A 13872-nucleotide genomic window follows, 5' to 3' on the forward strand; every position below is an offset into this window, starting at 1 on the left:
CAAGGGGAGGAGTCTTGACAGATGACAGGAGCGCGTGAGGGAACCAGGGGAAATAAACTGCTCCGCAAAGAATGGCTGACTGCGCTGCTTTTTCTGGCACCTAGCTTGATCGGGTTTTCTATATTTTATCTCATTCCGTTTGCCACAGGGCTTCTTTACTCCTTCCAAGATAGTACGATCGACGGTACGTTTGTAGGCTTCGACAACTATCAGGCAGTGCTATCCAGTGGCTCGTTCCGCAAGGCGGCTGTTAATACACTGCTCTTTACAGGAGTAAGTGTTCCGCTCATTATTGCGCTATCCCTATGCTTTGCACATTTGCTCAATCGGCGATTGTTTATCCGGAACTGGCTCCAGACTGCTTTTGTACTGCCGCTGGTGGTTCCGGTAGCCTCAATCGTGATGATGTGGCAGATCCTGTTTGATTGGAACGGGACCTTGAATGTATGGCTGCAGCATCTGCACATGGGACGGATTGATTGGATGAAGTCGGAATGGTCCATGGTGGTACTGGTGGTGGTGTATATATGGAAGAACATCGGCTACAACATTATTTTATTTCTCGCAGGCCTGCAAAGTATTCCGAAGGATTACTACGAGACTGCGGATATAGAAGGTGCGAGTGGGCTACATAAGTGGCTGCACATCACGTGGGTCTATTTGACGCCAACGATGTTTTTCGTGACCCTGATGTCGATCATTAACTCTTTCAAAGTGTTTCGGGAGACGTACCTGATTGCTGGCGATTATCCGCATGACCGCATTTATATGCTTCAGCATTATATGAATAACATGTTCATGTCACTGGATGTGCAAAAGCTGACAGCGGCAGCGACGCTCATGGTTGGCGGTATTCTCCTCTTCGTCAGCATCATGCTGATGATGGAGCGCCGCTTCCGGAGCTTTATGGAATAAGGAAGGACCGTGGGTATATTGGTTTTGTTTCGCAAAGTGGCGTTGACGTTGATGATGAGCATTTTCGCCCTGGCTATGCTGTTTCCCATCCTGATCACATTCTCGAACTCTTTAATGGCGGAGAGCGAAATTGACTATAATTATCACCTTATTGGGAAAATGGTCAACATTGCAGCAGGGGAGAAGAACGGTTTTATTAACCTGAAGCTGATTCCCGACTGGGTTTCTTTGAGCCAATATGGAGAAGTGCTGGTGCATAAGCCGTTATTCCTGCATATGTTCTGGAATTCTGTCTTTATCGTGCTGCCGATTATCACCGGGCAGGTAGTTGTAGCATCACTGGCAGCCTATGCCTTTGCTAAGCTCCGCTTCTGGGGGAGGGAAAAGCTGTTTGTGGTGTACTTAATGACGATGCTGATGCCGTTTCAGGTGACGCTGGTTCCCAATTACATTATTGCCGACAAGCTGGGGCTGATGAACAGCACGGCTGCGATTATTTTACCGGGAATATTCAGTGCGTTCGGTGTGTTCATGCTGAGGCAATTCATGCTGCATATTCCGTATTCGTACCTTGAAGCTGCTAAAATGGACGGGGCCGGACAGCTGAGGATTTTCTATTCCATCATGCTTCCGCTTATCAAGCCGGGTATAGCGGCCCTGACGGTACTGCTGTTCGTGGACAACTGGAACATGGTGGAGCAGCCGCTGATCTTTTTAGAAGATGTCTTCAAGCAGCCGTTGTCCCTATACTTGTCACGCATTAATGAGGGCGCCCGCGGTGTGGCATTTGCTGCATCGGCATTGTATATGGCTCCTATGGTGTTGTTGTTTTTATATGCGGAGTCGTATTTTATTGAAGGTATTCAATTATCGGGGATTAAAGGGTAGTTCATTCATGAGGTGATCACATTTGGAAGTGCAATATGCAAGGCGCAAGAAAACAATCGCTGTAATCTCAGGGGTGTTCCTCGGGCTGTTGATCTTATTCACCTTGTTCAGTAATACGTTAATGTCGTTGACTTTGCCGAAGGTAGCGCTGGTTACAGTAAGCCGTGGTGATCTAAGTCATGAATTTCAGAGCTCTGGCGTATTAACATGGAAGGCGGAGACTGCATTAAGCAGCGCCTCTGGCTGGAAAGTGAAGAAGGTGGCGGTCAAGAAAGGCGATGTAGTCCAAAAAGGGCAGACGCTGATCACATATGACAGCAAGGACATCAAACAACAGATTCAGGACGAACAAGGCAGTCTTGCCAAAATAAAGCTGTCCACGGGCAGTTTACAATATGCCATAATGGAAGCGATGCAGGGCGGAGATGAAAAAACAATCAATGACGCAACAAACGCCTATAAAAGCCATGAGATTGATATCGAGACCCAGCAGCGGCGCGTTCAAAAACTGCAGGACAGCCTAAAGGAGAATTCGAAGCTGGTCGCCCCCTTTGCAGGGATCGTAACCAAGGTTAACGCATGGGAAGGCTTTCCTCCCAGCGGCCCGGATGTGACGATATCTAATCAAAGCTTGGGTCTCTCGCTAGAGGTATCGCTGCCTGCTCCGACAGTTGCCCAGCTCAAGGCTGGGGATAAACTGGATGTGCAAGTGAATGGCAAGGAAGCCCGTCAAGTAAAGGGGCAGATTGAGAGCATTCAGGAGGGTGACCCTGTAAATTCAGATTCCGGGGAAAGTACAACCGGGAATTCCATCGTTCTCATGAAGAAGCTCTTGCTCTCCATTCAAGACCCTGCTGTTAAGGAAGGGGAAGGAGCACAGGTCGATCTGACCCAAACGCTGGAGGATGTGGTGCTCGTACCTAATGCGGCGATTCATGATGAAGGCGGCAAGAAATATGTATTTGGCATTGAGCAAAAGGATGGACCGCTCGGCAACGCCTTCTATGTTCGGAAAGTATACATTACGGTTGATGATGCCAATGCGTCGCAATCTGCCGTCACCGGCGGGTTGTTTGATCAGGAGCCTATCATTCTAGAAAGTAGTGAACCCTTGCAGGAGGGTGACAAGATTCGCATGTAAACATCCTAGAACATCATGACAATGAAAATGAGGAATCGCAATAATGAGAAAATACACTCTTAGTATAGTTATATTATGCCTGATTCTTTTATCTGCTTGCAGCAAAAATCTATCAATTAACACTCCGGCTGTTAAACCAGCAGCTGTGCTAGGCAATGCCGCCTCAATAGAAGATTCAAGTTCGAATCATGCGGATGCTGAAGCCAATGCTTCCTCGATCCCTCAGAACCCGCAGCGACTTGTGCCAGAGCCTCCTAAAGAAAAGCCGGGACAGAAGATTATTTATCTAACATTTGATGATGGTCCTAGCATGGCAACAAAGAATATTCTGGATACACTGCAGAATTATGATGCACAGGCGACATTTTTCATGTTGGAGCCTAAGATGAAAGAGTGGCCAAGTATGGTCAAAAGAATCGTTACAGAGGATCATGGCGCAGGGTTGCATGGTGTCACCCATGATAAATATAAGTTCTACCAGTCACCACAAACCGCAATCCATGAGATGACACAGGCTCAGGGGACACTTGAGAAGCTTACCGGTGTCCACTCCACGATCATCCGTACCCCATACGGCAGTGTCCCTTACCTGATGGATTCGTACCGGATAGCGCTGGACAAGCAGGGTTTCAAATTATGGGATTGGAACGTGGACAGCAGCGACTGGTCGAACGGTCAATACCTCTCCACAACGATCCATCAGATTCAAAAACAGATCTCGGCGGGTATCATCCCCATTGTACTGATGCATGACAAGCCGGAGACGGCCAAGCATTTGCCCGCGCTGCTGAAGTTCCTATCTCAGAACGGATTTACAACGCAGACAATTAGTTCAGACACCCAGCCATACAGCTTCAACTGCTATAACCGCTGCCATCCTGTCAATCCCGTGAAGAAACTACAGATGGCCGGGAATGAGCAGACTCCAATCTGGAAAGAGAGCTTGACAAGATGAGCAATCGAATGGGTCTTATCCTATACAGTTTTCTATTACTAGTAATTCTGTCTGCTTGTAGTAGTAATGCGACGGAATCCATTGGAACAAGTACAGGGAGAGGCAGTGACTCCAAGGCTCCAGCCAGTTCGGAATTGATGGATACCAAGAGAATCACTGACATCGGGCAGACCGTTAATAAACCAGGGAAAGTATATAAAGTGGTAATTGATCCGGGCCATGGGGGCGAAGATCCCGGGGCTACCGCTGTTAATGGTCACTTTGAGAAGGAGTTCACGTTAAGCATGTCTAAAGCCATTGTTGACGTGCTGGAGCAAGACCCAGAAATACAGGTCGAGCTGACCCGAACGGATGATACATTTATATCTACTCAGGAACTGTACAGGCCTAAGTTAGCTAATGAGCTGAACGCCGATCTGTTTATCTCCATTCACGGCAATACCTTCGATGATTCTGCGGTGTCTGGTACGGAATCCTTCTATTATCATGAGGAATCTCTGGCATTCGCCGAAGTCATTCACAAGCATGTTGCACAGGCTACAGGATTTAAGGATCGCGGGGTCAAGAAAGCAAGTTATTTTGTGCTAAGAGAGACAACTATGCCTGCAGCACTATTGGAACTGGGATATTTGACGAACCCGGAGAATGAGGGGATGATGTGGACCTCTGCCTTCCAGCAATCGGTTGCTGCTGCTATTCATGCAGGAATTAGAGAATATTTGCAGCTGGACTGACACCAGAAAGGGATTGAATATTTATTTGAAAAAAGACAAGCCAGAGCATGAGTAAATGATGTGCTTGGCTTGTTTTATTTTGTTGCGGGGAGCGGGGTTGTAGAGTATGTTTAACTAGTGAAAAGATAGAGATGAAGTATGCGCTTGCAATAAATTTATTGATGGATGAGGCGTTCATGACAACTTTAAAGAACAATTTTAAACGAAGCCATGTGATCTACTTGATATTGTTCATTCTCATACTGATTGCCATTCGATGGAGCTGGCATGACCATGTGTCGATACCCGATCCGCCTAAGGTTGAACAAGGCCTACTGGATTTGCGGGGCGTTACATTGGAAAATACAAGCTCCTTCCCCATAGAAGGGGAGTGGGATTTTTATCCCGGGCAACGGATAGGGAATTCCAATATCAACGAAGCATCGCGTGGACAAAAAATACAGGTACCCGGCAATTGGAAGGACGCCCCTCTTCACGGGTAGAAAACCGGGAAAGGGCGGGGGCAATTAGAATTGCCTCCTAAAGCCTTAACCTTACAGACAAGCGCTTCGATTCCACAGCCCTGCCCCCTTCATTCCTTCTCATTGCTTCACGTAAGATGATTTAGTACGAGACATCTGTCTCTAAAAAATGCACAACATCTTTGAGTGTAGATTCATTTTCCCTGACAAAATCATCAGAAGATGGTGGCGAGGATTTTGTATATGTAAGTTGCAGATGTATGAGTACATTTTTAAATGATAGTATAGAATTAAAGTCTCCTGTATTCCCCTCAACATCTGGTTTAAAATATATAAGGTTGTCGCCTTGGTTTACCTCGGTATATATCCATCCCGTAGTCAGTTTATATCCATTTTCAGCATCTTCATAGGTTAAAAAATACTGTGTAGAATCCTTGACCTCATTCTTTAAAGATAAATAATTTTTTTTTCCAAAAGACATATCGCCATTGACTATTATAATAGACGGATTTTCCAAAGTTGATTTAGTTAATTTCATTGGAATGGTTTGGAAAACCAATTTTTCTTTAGCGGAGTTTACCATATTTACAAATTGCCCATAAGTAAGCAAAGCTTGCTGATTCTGTTCATTTGTCTCTCCTAAGGACACCATACTTTTATTTGCTTTGTCAGAGCTTTTACAAGCGGTTAAAGCTATGAGCAACACTAGAACCATAATTGGGAGACGATTTATCTTCATAACAAAAACCACCCTTTAGTGAAAATAACACTAATGAAATGACTAATATTTTTAATCATTTCATTAGTGTTTACTTGTTAAAATTAATTCTGTCCCGTTGAGAAGTTCAAAACGGTGTAACTAGTGGATGAGGGAGGAGCCCATCCGCCTTCATTGGTTGTAACAGTGTTTCCAGTTGCGACAAAGGACCCCGTGGAAGAATAATAGTTATATTCCTTATATTTCGCAGTGCCGTAGGAGTAGCCACCTGGTAGATAAGCTTTTATATAACCCGTTTTACCAGGGCTGGCTTGAATAGAATTAAGTATGGTGGTACTCGAAGAAGTAGTATTAGAAGTGGTATAAGATCCTCCCAATGTCACATTTAGTTTTGTGAAGTAATTGGATTTGAGTTCTGCTGTAGAGCTGACTTGAGCAGTTACAGACCATGTTGAAGTTACGGTGTTTGCTTGTGTATAAGCCAACGTTGAATTGCTTGAAGTGCCATTGTAAGTTTGCGTTTGTCCAACCAAAAAATGGTATGGGTCGTTTGAGTAGCTTGTTTGTGTGAAGCTATTATTGACATACTCATAGTAAAGTGTGTTATTGCCATTCCACCAATTATTAGTTGACACTAAACCATTGCCAGGGGAAGTACTAACTATTTGTTCATTTGAGATAATATTACGGCTATTAAACGGTGAGCTACTTAAAGTGGTAGTATTTCCAGAGGAGTCTGTTATAGTTCCACTAAAAGGTGGAACGGAATCTTGTGTTATCTCTCCTCTTGACCAAGTACCAAAGGTAATATTCTCTTCATCTTGCTGAGCTGCAAACGCTGACAGAGAAAGACTACTTGAAATTGTCAAAATTGCTAAGAAAGAAATTGTTTTTTTCAGCATATCACAATTGATTGCATATGTTATACGTTCGTGATTACATTGAGAGATTTGCTTCTTTGTAAAACAAAGAGTTCGGATCACCAAAACCATTGTTAGCCAATTTGAGCCAAAGCACCTGATAATGGTTCTCTCAATGTATCAAAAAGCGGAAACAACATATGAATCAATTTTTGTCAAGAATCTTTCGATTCTTCCAATTCTTCTTGACAAGATCACTATAACATCTATTATATGGAAATGTATAATAATCTCATATATTTGGTCAATTTATGCATTATTTAGTTGAAATGTATAAAAAGAGATCTCATGTGATGGAAGCGTTTCGATTAAAGAACAAAACCTCCCAATATGAAAGGTGGCATTTGCCGTCTATTGTGCATGTGTAAACCTCACTTTGCACGGAAAAAAGGGGTCAAAGCCAAAATTAGCAGTTGAGGAGGTTAGAGACCTCTTCGGCAAAAAAGAGCTAGTTGCATGTTTCATCTTTATGTCTTGTTTGCACGCGCTAGCATTTGGGAATGGAAGGAAACCTTTACCAAGTGGTATAACTGTTCATCAAGAGTCGACGTAGCCAGCTTCGGTTTTATACGTTAGCTGGAACAAAGTAAGTAAATTGACCATTTTCTGCTGTGCGAAGCACCTTACAAACCATGAGTAATTGGTAGGAGATCGTGAAGTGAAATCGTCGCCGCTGGACGAACGCCATGGTGGAGGGGGCATAGTCGAGTTAATGCCTACCAATTCCGATTATTTCACATGGAACCGCAAGTGCTACAAAGCAGGTTTATTGATAGATTGTAATCGACATCGTTTACTGCACTGAAAAATCAACCGCTAATTTTTGATTGGTTCTCTTTTATTCTTCATAATATGGCTTGTTTTATTTTGTTGCGGGGAGCGGGGTTGTAGAGTATGTTTAACTAGTGAAAAGATAGAGATGAAGTATGCGCTTGCAATGAATTTATTGATGGATGAGGCGTTCATGACAACTTTAAAGAACAATTTTAAACGAAGCCATGTGATCTACTTGATATTGTTCATTCTTATACTGATTGCCATTCGATGGAGCTGGCATGACCATGTGTCGATATCCGATCCGCCTAAGGTTGAACAAGGCCTACTGGATTTGCGGGGCGTTACACTGGAAGATACAAGCTCCTTCCCCATAGAAGGGGAGTGGGACTTTTATCCCGGACAACGGATAGGGAATTCCAATATCAACGAAGCATCGCGTGGACAAAAAATACAGGTACCCGGCAATTGGAAGGACGCCATTAAATCTGTAAATAATAAGGCCTATGGATATGGAACCTATCATGTTCGCATTCTGCTGGATCATCCCATGTCTGAGCCGCTTAGTCTGTGGTTTCAATCGATATATACGGCTTCTGAAATCGAGATCAATGGTAAGGTGCTTACGAAGTATGGTGTATTTGCCAATCAAGGACAAGGACAGGGGCAGGCATCTGAAACAAAGTCTTTTCTAGTGACCTATATGCAAAGCGATCAAACCGAGCTGAATCTGTTTGTTAGAGTGAAGAATGATGAATCTCCGCAAAAAGGCGGGATCGTCAGGTCTGTACAGCTCGGTACACAGAAAGACATCAACCAAAAATTCATGATATCGGCTGGCTTACAGCTGATTGTATGTGTGATTTTTCTGCTCCATGCGTTGTATGCACTGATCATTTACTTAATGAATATGCGAAAAATAGAGTTTATTCTGTTCTCCCTGATGATGGTGGCTGCCTCACTGACAATTGCCGTCTATCATAATGGACTTTTATTTTTGTGGATTGATGCTGACTTCTCTTGGATGCTGAAGCTGAAAGCTTTGGCATACGTCTGGTTTGCCTTTTTCCTCTTAATGATGGGGAGAAAGCTTACTGGTGTTAAACGAAGAGGGCGGCTGTTTTACAGTTACATTCTCCTGTTGATTTCCTACACTTCTTTTATTCTCTTCGCTCCGCATGAGCTGCTGCTCAATTCTCTGGAGCAAGATCACTTCATGGTGCTATATTACCTGCCTTTATTCTGGAGTACATATTATTTTTTCAAAATGGTGATCCACAGGGCGGAAGGTGCCTTATTTCTTTTGTTTTCTGTATGCAGTGTTATCAATAATATCCTGTGGGGGTCTGTGTATTATGCGGGAGCCTCGCAGTTTATGTTCTACCCTATAGATTTGCTTGCTGCGATAACAAGCTTCTCTGCCTATTGGTTTAGAAGATATTTTCATAACTCTAATGAAGTTGTGTTGTTAAATACACAATTGGCTGAGGCGGGCAGGCAGAAGGACCGTTTTCTGGCCAATACGTCGCATGAGCTTCGTACGCCATTGCATGGCATTATGAATATTGCGCAGAGCGTGCTAACCCGCAAGAAGAATGTGCTGGATGAACAAAGTCAAAGCGACATGGAGCTACTGATCATGGTAAGCCGCCGGATGTCACATATGCTGAATGATCTTCTGGATGTGGTGAGATTGCAGGATAAGCGGATTAATCTACAGCGGACAGGTGTTCAGGTGCAGACATTGGCTGCAGGTGTAATGGATATGCTGCGCTTTTTAACAGATGGAACCAAGATTGAACTACGTATGAATGTACAGGACGGTCTGCCATTCGTTTACGCGGATGAAGAGCGGTTGGTACAAATCCTGATTAACCTGCTGCATAACGCAATTAAGTATACAGAAGCAGGGAGTGTTGAACTGACGGTAGAAACCGTCAACGGGGAAGTCTGGATCTATGTCAGGGATACGGGACGCGGGATGGATAAAGACTTGTTACAACGAGTATTCAAGCCCTATGAGCAAGGAGCCTCTGATGGAGGGGGGATCGGTCTAGGGCTTAGTATCTGCAAGGAACTGGTCGAACTGCACGACAGTGAACTTCGGGTGCAATCGCAGCCCGGTGAAGGCAGTGTGTTCAGCTTTTCATTACCCCTGTTCGACGGGAAGCTTCAATCTGTTGCTCCACTTGCCAGGATACAGAGCTCGGACTCCCTGGAATCTATCAGAGCTCAGTTTGCCACCGAAACTCCTGCTATGGTAGCAGCCGGCTATGCCATGAATGACGCTGATCTTGTCCGGATTCCTACGACAGAGAATCAACGGATTCGTGTACTGGCAGTCGATGATGATCACATCAATTTAAAGGTTCTGGTTCATATTTTGTCCACCGATTCTTACGAGATCGAAACTGCGCTATCGGCACAGGAAGCCTTGGATAAGCTGCAGCACGGGCAGTGGGATCTAGTTATTGCTGATGTAATGATGCCAGGTATTTCTGGCTACGAATTGACACGCCTTATTCGCCAGCGGTTTATGCTGTACGAGCTGCCGATTATTCTGCTGACCGCACGCGGGGAGCCAGAAGACATCTATGCAGGTTTTCTTGCCGGAGCTAATGATTATGTCACTAAGCCTGTGGATGCAATGGAGCTCAAGTATCGCGCCTCGTCGCTGTCTTCCTTAAAGCAAGCGGTCAACGACCGTTTGCGTATGGAGGCTGCCTATTTGCAGGCCCAGATCCACCCGCATTTTCTCTTTAATTCATTGAACTCCATTATGGCTCTGAGTGAGATTGATACAGAGAAAATGAAAAATCTTGCCGAAGCCTTCACTTCTTATCTGCGCATCAGCTTTGACTCTTTGACGGCTGGCAAGCTGGTGCCGCTGTCGCGGGAGCTGCAACTGGTGGAACATTACCTGTATATCGAGCAGCAGCGTTTTGAGGAACGGCTAAAGGTGAAGTGGGAAGTGGACGCAGATCTTGGCGTGCTGATCCCCCCGCTTACCGTACAGCCCTTGGTGGAAAACGCGGTGCGGCATGGCATATTGAAACGAGCGAAGGGCGGCACGGTGTCCATAGTCATCGAGAAGAGAGTTGACAGCCTGGATTTCTGCATCAGAGATACGGGGCTTGGTATGGATGACGAACAAATAACCAAGTTACTGGTTCCGACACTAAAAGATGGCGGGGGAATCGGGCTGTATAACACACATAGCCGTCTGACACGACTCTATGGGCAAGGAATGGAGATCCAAAGCAAGCAGGGTGAGGGCACAACCGTGTCTTTTAGTATTCCAGGCTAACTGCGCTAACGGTAGTAATTTCAATAGCATTGCTGTGAGAACCAGATAAGGGAAGCATGTCGATAAAGGAGGAAAAATGTAGAAGAAAGTTGAGAATATATGCTAAGATAGAGCTATCATTCCAAATGAGGTGAATAATATGTTGCATCAGATTAGCGGGGGTACATCATCAATTGAACTATATGAGGATTACCTCATAATAAAGCCAAGTAATGTACAGAAATTGAATGGACAGACTAAGACCATTCCCCTGGATTCCGTAGTAACAATCAGTATTGTTAAGCCATTTTTAAAGGTGCCTTATCTGCAAGTTATTACGCCCAACCTGGAAACCTCTAAAAAGGATAACCTGAAAGGTGCAGACGCTAACGTTGTACTCATTCAGCCAGGAAGAATGAAAACGGCAGAGAAGATCCGTGATTACATCGCAAGTTATAAATCAGGTCAAACCAAGCGTTCAGCACCTTCGGCTTCTGGCGGATCGATTGATGATTTGCGGCAGCTCGCTGAGCTTAGGGATTCAGGTATTATTACCCCAGAAGAATTCGAGGCAAAGAAGAAGCAAATTCTAGGTCTATAAGAGTAATTGGAGAGAGGGCATCTTTGTAGATCACAAAGGTGCTTTTTTTTGATTTTAAGTGGATCGACCTCTAAAAAGTATATGTGTAATTCTTCATATAATAATAACGTTCCCCGGCATTAGAATGGTAATAAATTGAATAAAGGGAGGGACAGCTGTGTTTCATCTGTGGAGTCTTGTGATACCGCTGCTGATACTATTGCCCAATCTTCTTTTCTTTAGATTAGAACCACGAAATATGCCCAGTGAGAAGAATACGAACCTCCTCTTTACGATAGCTGAAGGGATTGGAAGGTTTGGGGTGATCTTAGTCCCCCTATTTTTTACAATACATCTACAAGAAACGTACGAAATCATTTCACTGATCGGGATGGGATTGTCCATTTTTCTGTACTATTTGGGGTGGGAGAGGTACTTTAGGAATGGCAGGGAGTATAAACTACTCTATTCGCCACTGCTGGGTATTCCTGTACCATTAGCGATTAGTCCGATTGTTTATTTTCTGTGCGCCTCTGTGGTTTTGCACTCTGTATATATGCTGATCTTCAGTGTTATTTTGGCGGCAGGGCATATTCCGAGTAGTCTTAGGGAGTATCAGCGGAGTAAACTTATTTAAGTGATGAAAGCGAGTGAGTTATGGATTTTAAGAACAAACACTATCACAGCCTTCTTGATAAAGGAGTGGCTATTGCGGAAGGTGGCAACCCGGAGAGGGCTATCGAGTTTTTCCAGCAGGCGGTGGAATTATTCCCTGAACATTCAATTCCGTATTCCTTTATCGCCAATGCATTGGCGGATTTGGATCGGCATAATGAGGCCATTGACTTCTATGATAAAGCTATTGAGATTTTAGCGAAACCATATTATTTGTACAATAAAGCTAATTCACTGGTGAGCCTGGGCAGGTTGGATGAAGCTATAGAATGCTATGGAAAAGCTACCGAAATAAACCCTTCATTTGGATCAGCTCATTTCAATAAAGCTAACGTATTAAAAGAGCAAGGTAGATTTGACGAAGCCATAGCAGCCTATGATCAAGCTATCGAAGGCGTTCCTGATCATTCCGGGGCGCATTATAACAAAGCAAAGCTTTTACATAAACTTGAGTTTAATAATGAAGCTATTGCATCTTTTGAAAAGGCCATAGTTCTTGACCCGGCTAACGGGGATATTTATTATGACCTGGGGATTGTCTTTTATGTTCAAGGTCAGAGCAATGGGGGATTGAAACCTGACTTTGATGGGGAAATCCACAGCAAAACGAGCCTGTAGAATAACTTCTAGGGCTCAAGGAATAGTCAAGCTTTACTCTCCGGTGTTCTCCACGACAAAACACATCACTTTACCGGCTGCACTGTTTTCACCTCAGGAACTGGGCAGAAGCCTGGGTTAGTCAAACATAACTCTCCAGCGAATTGGGGTCGGAGCTTGGAGATTTCTGCGAAATAACTGCTGATAATATGATTTTCCCCCACGGAACCGTTCTGGAAAGACAACGAGTCTAGAGTCTGAACATGTTGATAGTAATACTTTCTAACCTGTTTGGGCAGCTTGAAGACGGTAGGCGGGGCATAGGTAACGACATCGAAGAGATTGGCATAGCGGGAGCTTTTTCGCACATATTTCGTAAAAGCTTTCACGAACTCAGGATCACCTACACGGGGAGACCCGTATGTAAACAGGTTGGGGCTGGTGTGATTCGTGTTTGCTGCAACATCTATAGCACACAATGTCGCTAATGCTCCGCCGAGGCTGTGTCCGGTAATGTATAATGTCTTTTCTGGTGACATCCTGTCCAGGGTAGAGAGAATCCCCTCGCGGGCCGAAGAATAGATGTTAGTGAAACCGCGATGTGTCAGACAGTCTTCCTTAATGAAAGTGGGTTTTATTTGAGTGGCCATGGCATTTGAAATCCAATTGGTCGTCGAAATGGTGCCTCGAAAGGCAATAATAATATCTTGCTCTGATTCCAGAATAAACCCGAATCGTTCCCAGGCATTGCTGATAGACTTCGCCTGAATCGTATCCACGATCGAATAATTAACTGGAACGACGAAGGAACCGTCCGGGTTGGTGTATTGGGCATAGGCCTGTTCGCAGATTGCAGCTAGAAAGATAGCCCATTGCTCTTGAATATTCATGTAACCCATCAGCCTCCCACCTTTCTTTCCTACACTATATTAGTGGGATGTAAGATAGGTGCCTATGTGATTCCATTAAATATTTTTGCTTCCAGGACAGCCTAAAGGCTGTCTTTTTTAGTATGGATAAATGGGGAGCTAAGCGGATGTAATGCTACATCGAGGTCGGTCTGACCCTTCCTTGGTCCATCTCCGGGTGGAGTAGGGAAGTCAATCTGTGGATGGACTTTAAACCATTAGCATTCCGCTACAATCAGTGTATAGCTTGTCGCTCATGTCCAACCGTCCAACCGTTGCTAAGGTCTGATCTGTTATGTTCAGTTTAGAATTTCTCAAAT

The 13872-nt window shown here is 44.4% G+C and carries 12 protein-coding genes; 9 read left to right on the forward strand and 3 right to left on the reverse strand.

The window, feature by feature from the left end; translation table 11 throughout:
- The first annotated feature begins 21 nt into the window (after positions 1–21).
- From ACFVRY_RS06220 to ACFVRY_RS06245, 6 genes are all read left to right on the forward strand, one after another.
- Positions 22–915 carry a carbohydrate ABC transporter permease gene (locus tag ACFVRY_RS06220; protein ID WP_387498395.1) on the forward strand — a complete coding sequence of 298 codons (894 nt, stop codon included), beginning with the start codon at positions 22–24 and terminating at the stop codon, positions 913–915.
- 51 nt (positions 916–966) lie between these two features.
- On the forward strand, positions 967–1803 hold the full coding sequence (locus tag ACFVRY_RS06225; RefSeq protein ID WP_387498797.1) for a carbohydrate ABC transporter permease: 837 nt from the start codon (positions 967–969) through the stop codon (positions 1801–1803).
- Positions 1804–1831: 28 nt separating this feature from the next.
- Positions 1832–2944 (forward strand): efflux RND transporter periplasmic adaptor subunit, encoded by a 1113-nt coding sequence (locus tag ACFVRY_RS06230; protein ID WP_387498799.1) that lies wholly within the window; start codon positions 1832–1834, stop codon positions 2942–2944.
- A 43-nt stretch (positions 2945–2987) separates the two neighbouring features.
- Positions 2988–3899: a polysaccharide deacetylase family protein gene (locus ACFVRY_RS06235; RefSeq protein WP_387498397.1), complete on the forward strand. Its 912-nt coding sequence runs from the start codon at positions 2988–2990 to the stop codon at positions 3897–3899.
- Positions 3896–4633: an N-acetylmuramoyl-L-alanine amidase family protein gene (locus tag ACFVRY_RS06240; protein ID WP_387498399.1), complete on the forward strand. Its 738-nt coding sequence runs from the start codon at positions 3896–3898 to the stop codon at positions 4631–4633. Before ACFVRY_RS06235 ends, ACFVRY_RS06240 begins: the two co-directional genes overlap by 4 nt.
- 176 nt (positions 4634–4809) lie before the next feature.
- Entirely contained in the window at positions 4810–5115 is a 306-nt protein-coding gene (locus ACFVRY_RS06245) for a hypothetical protein (protein ID WP_387498401.1), read from the forward strand.
- A 121-nt stretch (positions 5116–5236) separates the two neighbouring features.
- Here the strand turns inward: ACFVRY_RS06245 and ACFVRY_RS06250 are convergent, their stop codons facing one another.
- Together ACFVRY_RS06250 and ACFVRY_RS06255 are read right to left on the reverse strand one after the other, a co-directional pair.
- Positions 5237–5833, reverse strand: a complete 597-nt coding sequence (locus ACFVRY_RS06250) for a hypothetical protein (RefSeq protein WP_387498403.1) — start codon at positions 5831–5833, stop codon at positions 5237–5239.
- Positions 5834–5916: 83 nt separating this feature from the next.
- Positions 5917–6714, reverse strand: coding sequence for a hypothetical protein (locus tag ACFVRY_RS06255; RefSeq protein ID WP_387498405.1), 798 nt, complete (start codon positions 6712–6714; stop codon positions 5917–5919).
- Positions 6715–7696: 982 nt separating this feature from the next.
- On the opposite strand from ACFVRY_RS06255, the gene ACFVRY_RS06260 reads away from it, so the two are divergent.
- From ACFVRY_RS06260 to ACFVRY_RS06270, 3 genes are all read left to right on the forward strand, one after another.
- Positions 7697–10813, forward strand: coding sequence for a hybrid sensor histidine kinase/response regulator (locus tag ACFVRY_RS06260; protein ID WP_387498407.1), 3117 nt, complete (start codon positions 7697–7699; stop codon positions 10811–10813).
- A 139-nt stretch (positions 10814–10952) separates the two neighbouring features.
- Positions 10953–11393, forward strand: a complete 441-nt coding sequence (locus ACFVRY_RS06265) for an SHOCT domain-containing protein (protein ID WP_387498409.1) — start codon at positions 10953–10955, stop codon at positions 11391–11393.
- A 636-nt stretch (positions 11394–12029) separates the two neighbouring features.
- Entirely contained in the window at positions 12030–12665 is a 636-nt protein-coding gene (locus ACFVRY_RS06270; protein WP_387498411.1) for a tetratricopeptide repeat protein, read from the forward strand.
- 65 nt (positions 12666–12730) lie between these two features.
- On the opposite strand, the gene ACFVRY_RS06275 is transcribed toward ACFVRY_RS06270, so the two are convergent.
- Positions 12731–13534, reverse strand: coding sequence for a lipase family protein (locus ACFVRY_RS06275; protein WP_387498413.1), 804 nt, complete (start codon positions 13532–13534; stop codon positions 12731–12733).
- Positions 13535–13872 lie beyond the last annotated feature (338 nt).

Origin of the sequence: Paenibacillus sp. NPDC057934 (assembly GCF_042887565.1) — a bacterium.
Taxonomy (GTDB): Bacteria; Bacillota; Bacilli; order Paenibacillales; family Paenibacillaceae; genus Paenibacillus_AQ.

Excerpts from the sequence above, each read along its gene's own strand:
- ACFVRY_RS06255 (WP_387498405.1), bottom strand. The coding sequence starts at position 6,714 with ATGCTGAAAAAAACAATTTCTTTCTTAGCAATTTTGACAATTTCAAGT.
- ACFVRY_RS06225 (WP_387498797.1), top strand. The coding sequence starts at position 967 with ATGATGAGCATTTTCGCCCTGGCTATGCTGTTTCCCATCCTGATCACA.
- ACFVRY_RS06250 (WP_387498403.1), bottom strand. The coding sequence starts at position 5,833 with ATGAAGATAAATCGTCTCCCAATTATGGTTCTAGTGTTGCTCATAGCT.
- ACFVRY_RS06220 (WP_387498395.1), top strand. The coding sequence starts at position 22 with ATGACAGGAGCGCGTGAGGGAACCAGGGGAAATAAACTGCTCCGCAAA.
- ACFVRY_RS06240 (WP_387498399.1), top strand. The coding sequence starts at position 3,896 with ATGAGCAATCGAATGGGTCTTATCCTATACAGTTTTCTATTACTAGTA.
- ACFVRY_RS06260 (WP_387498407.1), top strand. The coding sequence starts at position 7,697 with ATGACAACTTTAAAGAACAATTTTAAACGAAGCCATGTGATCTACTTG.
- ACFVRY_RS06235 (WP_387498397.1), top strand. The coding sequence starts at position 2,988 with ATGAGAAAATACACTCTTAGTATAGTTATATTATGCCTGATTCTTTTA.
- ACFVRY_RS06265 (WP_387498409.1), top strand. The coding sequence starts at position 10,953 with ATGTTGCATCAGATTAGCGGGGGTACATCATCAATTGAACTATATGAG.
- ACFVRY_RS06270 (WP_387498411.1), top strand. The coding sequence starts at position 12,030 with ATGGATTTTAAGAACAAACACTATCACAGCCTTCTTGATAAAGGAGTG.
- ACFVRY_RS06275 (WP_387498413.1), bottom strand. The coding sequence starts at position 13,534 with ATGAATATTCAAGAGCAATGGGCTATCTTTCTAGCTGCAATCTGCGAA.
- ACFVRY_RS06245 (WP_387498401.1), top strand. The coding sequence starts at position 4,810 with ATGACAACTTTAAAGAACAATTTTAAACGAAGCCATGTGATCTACTTG.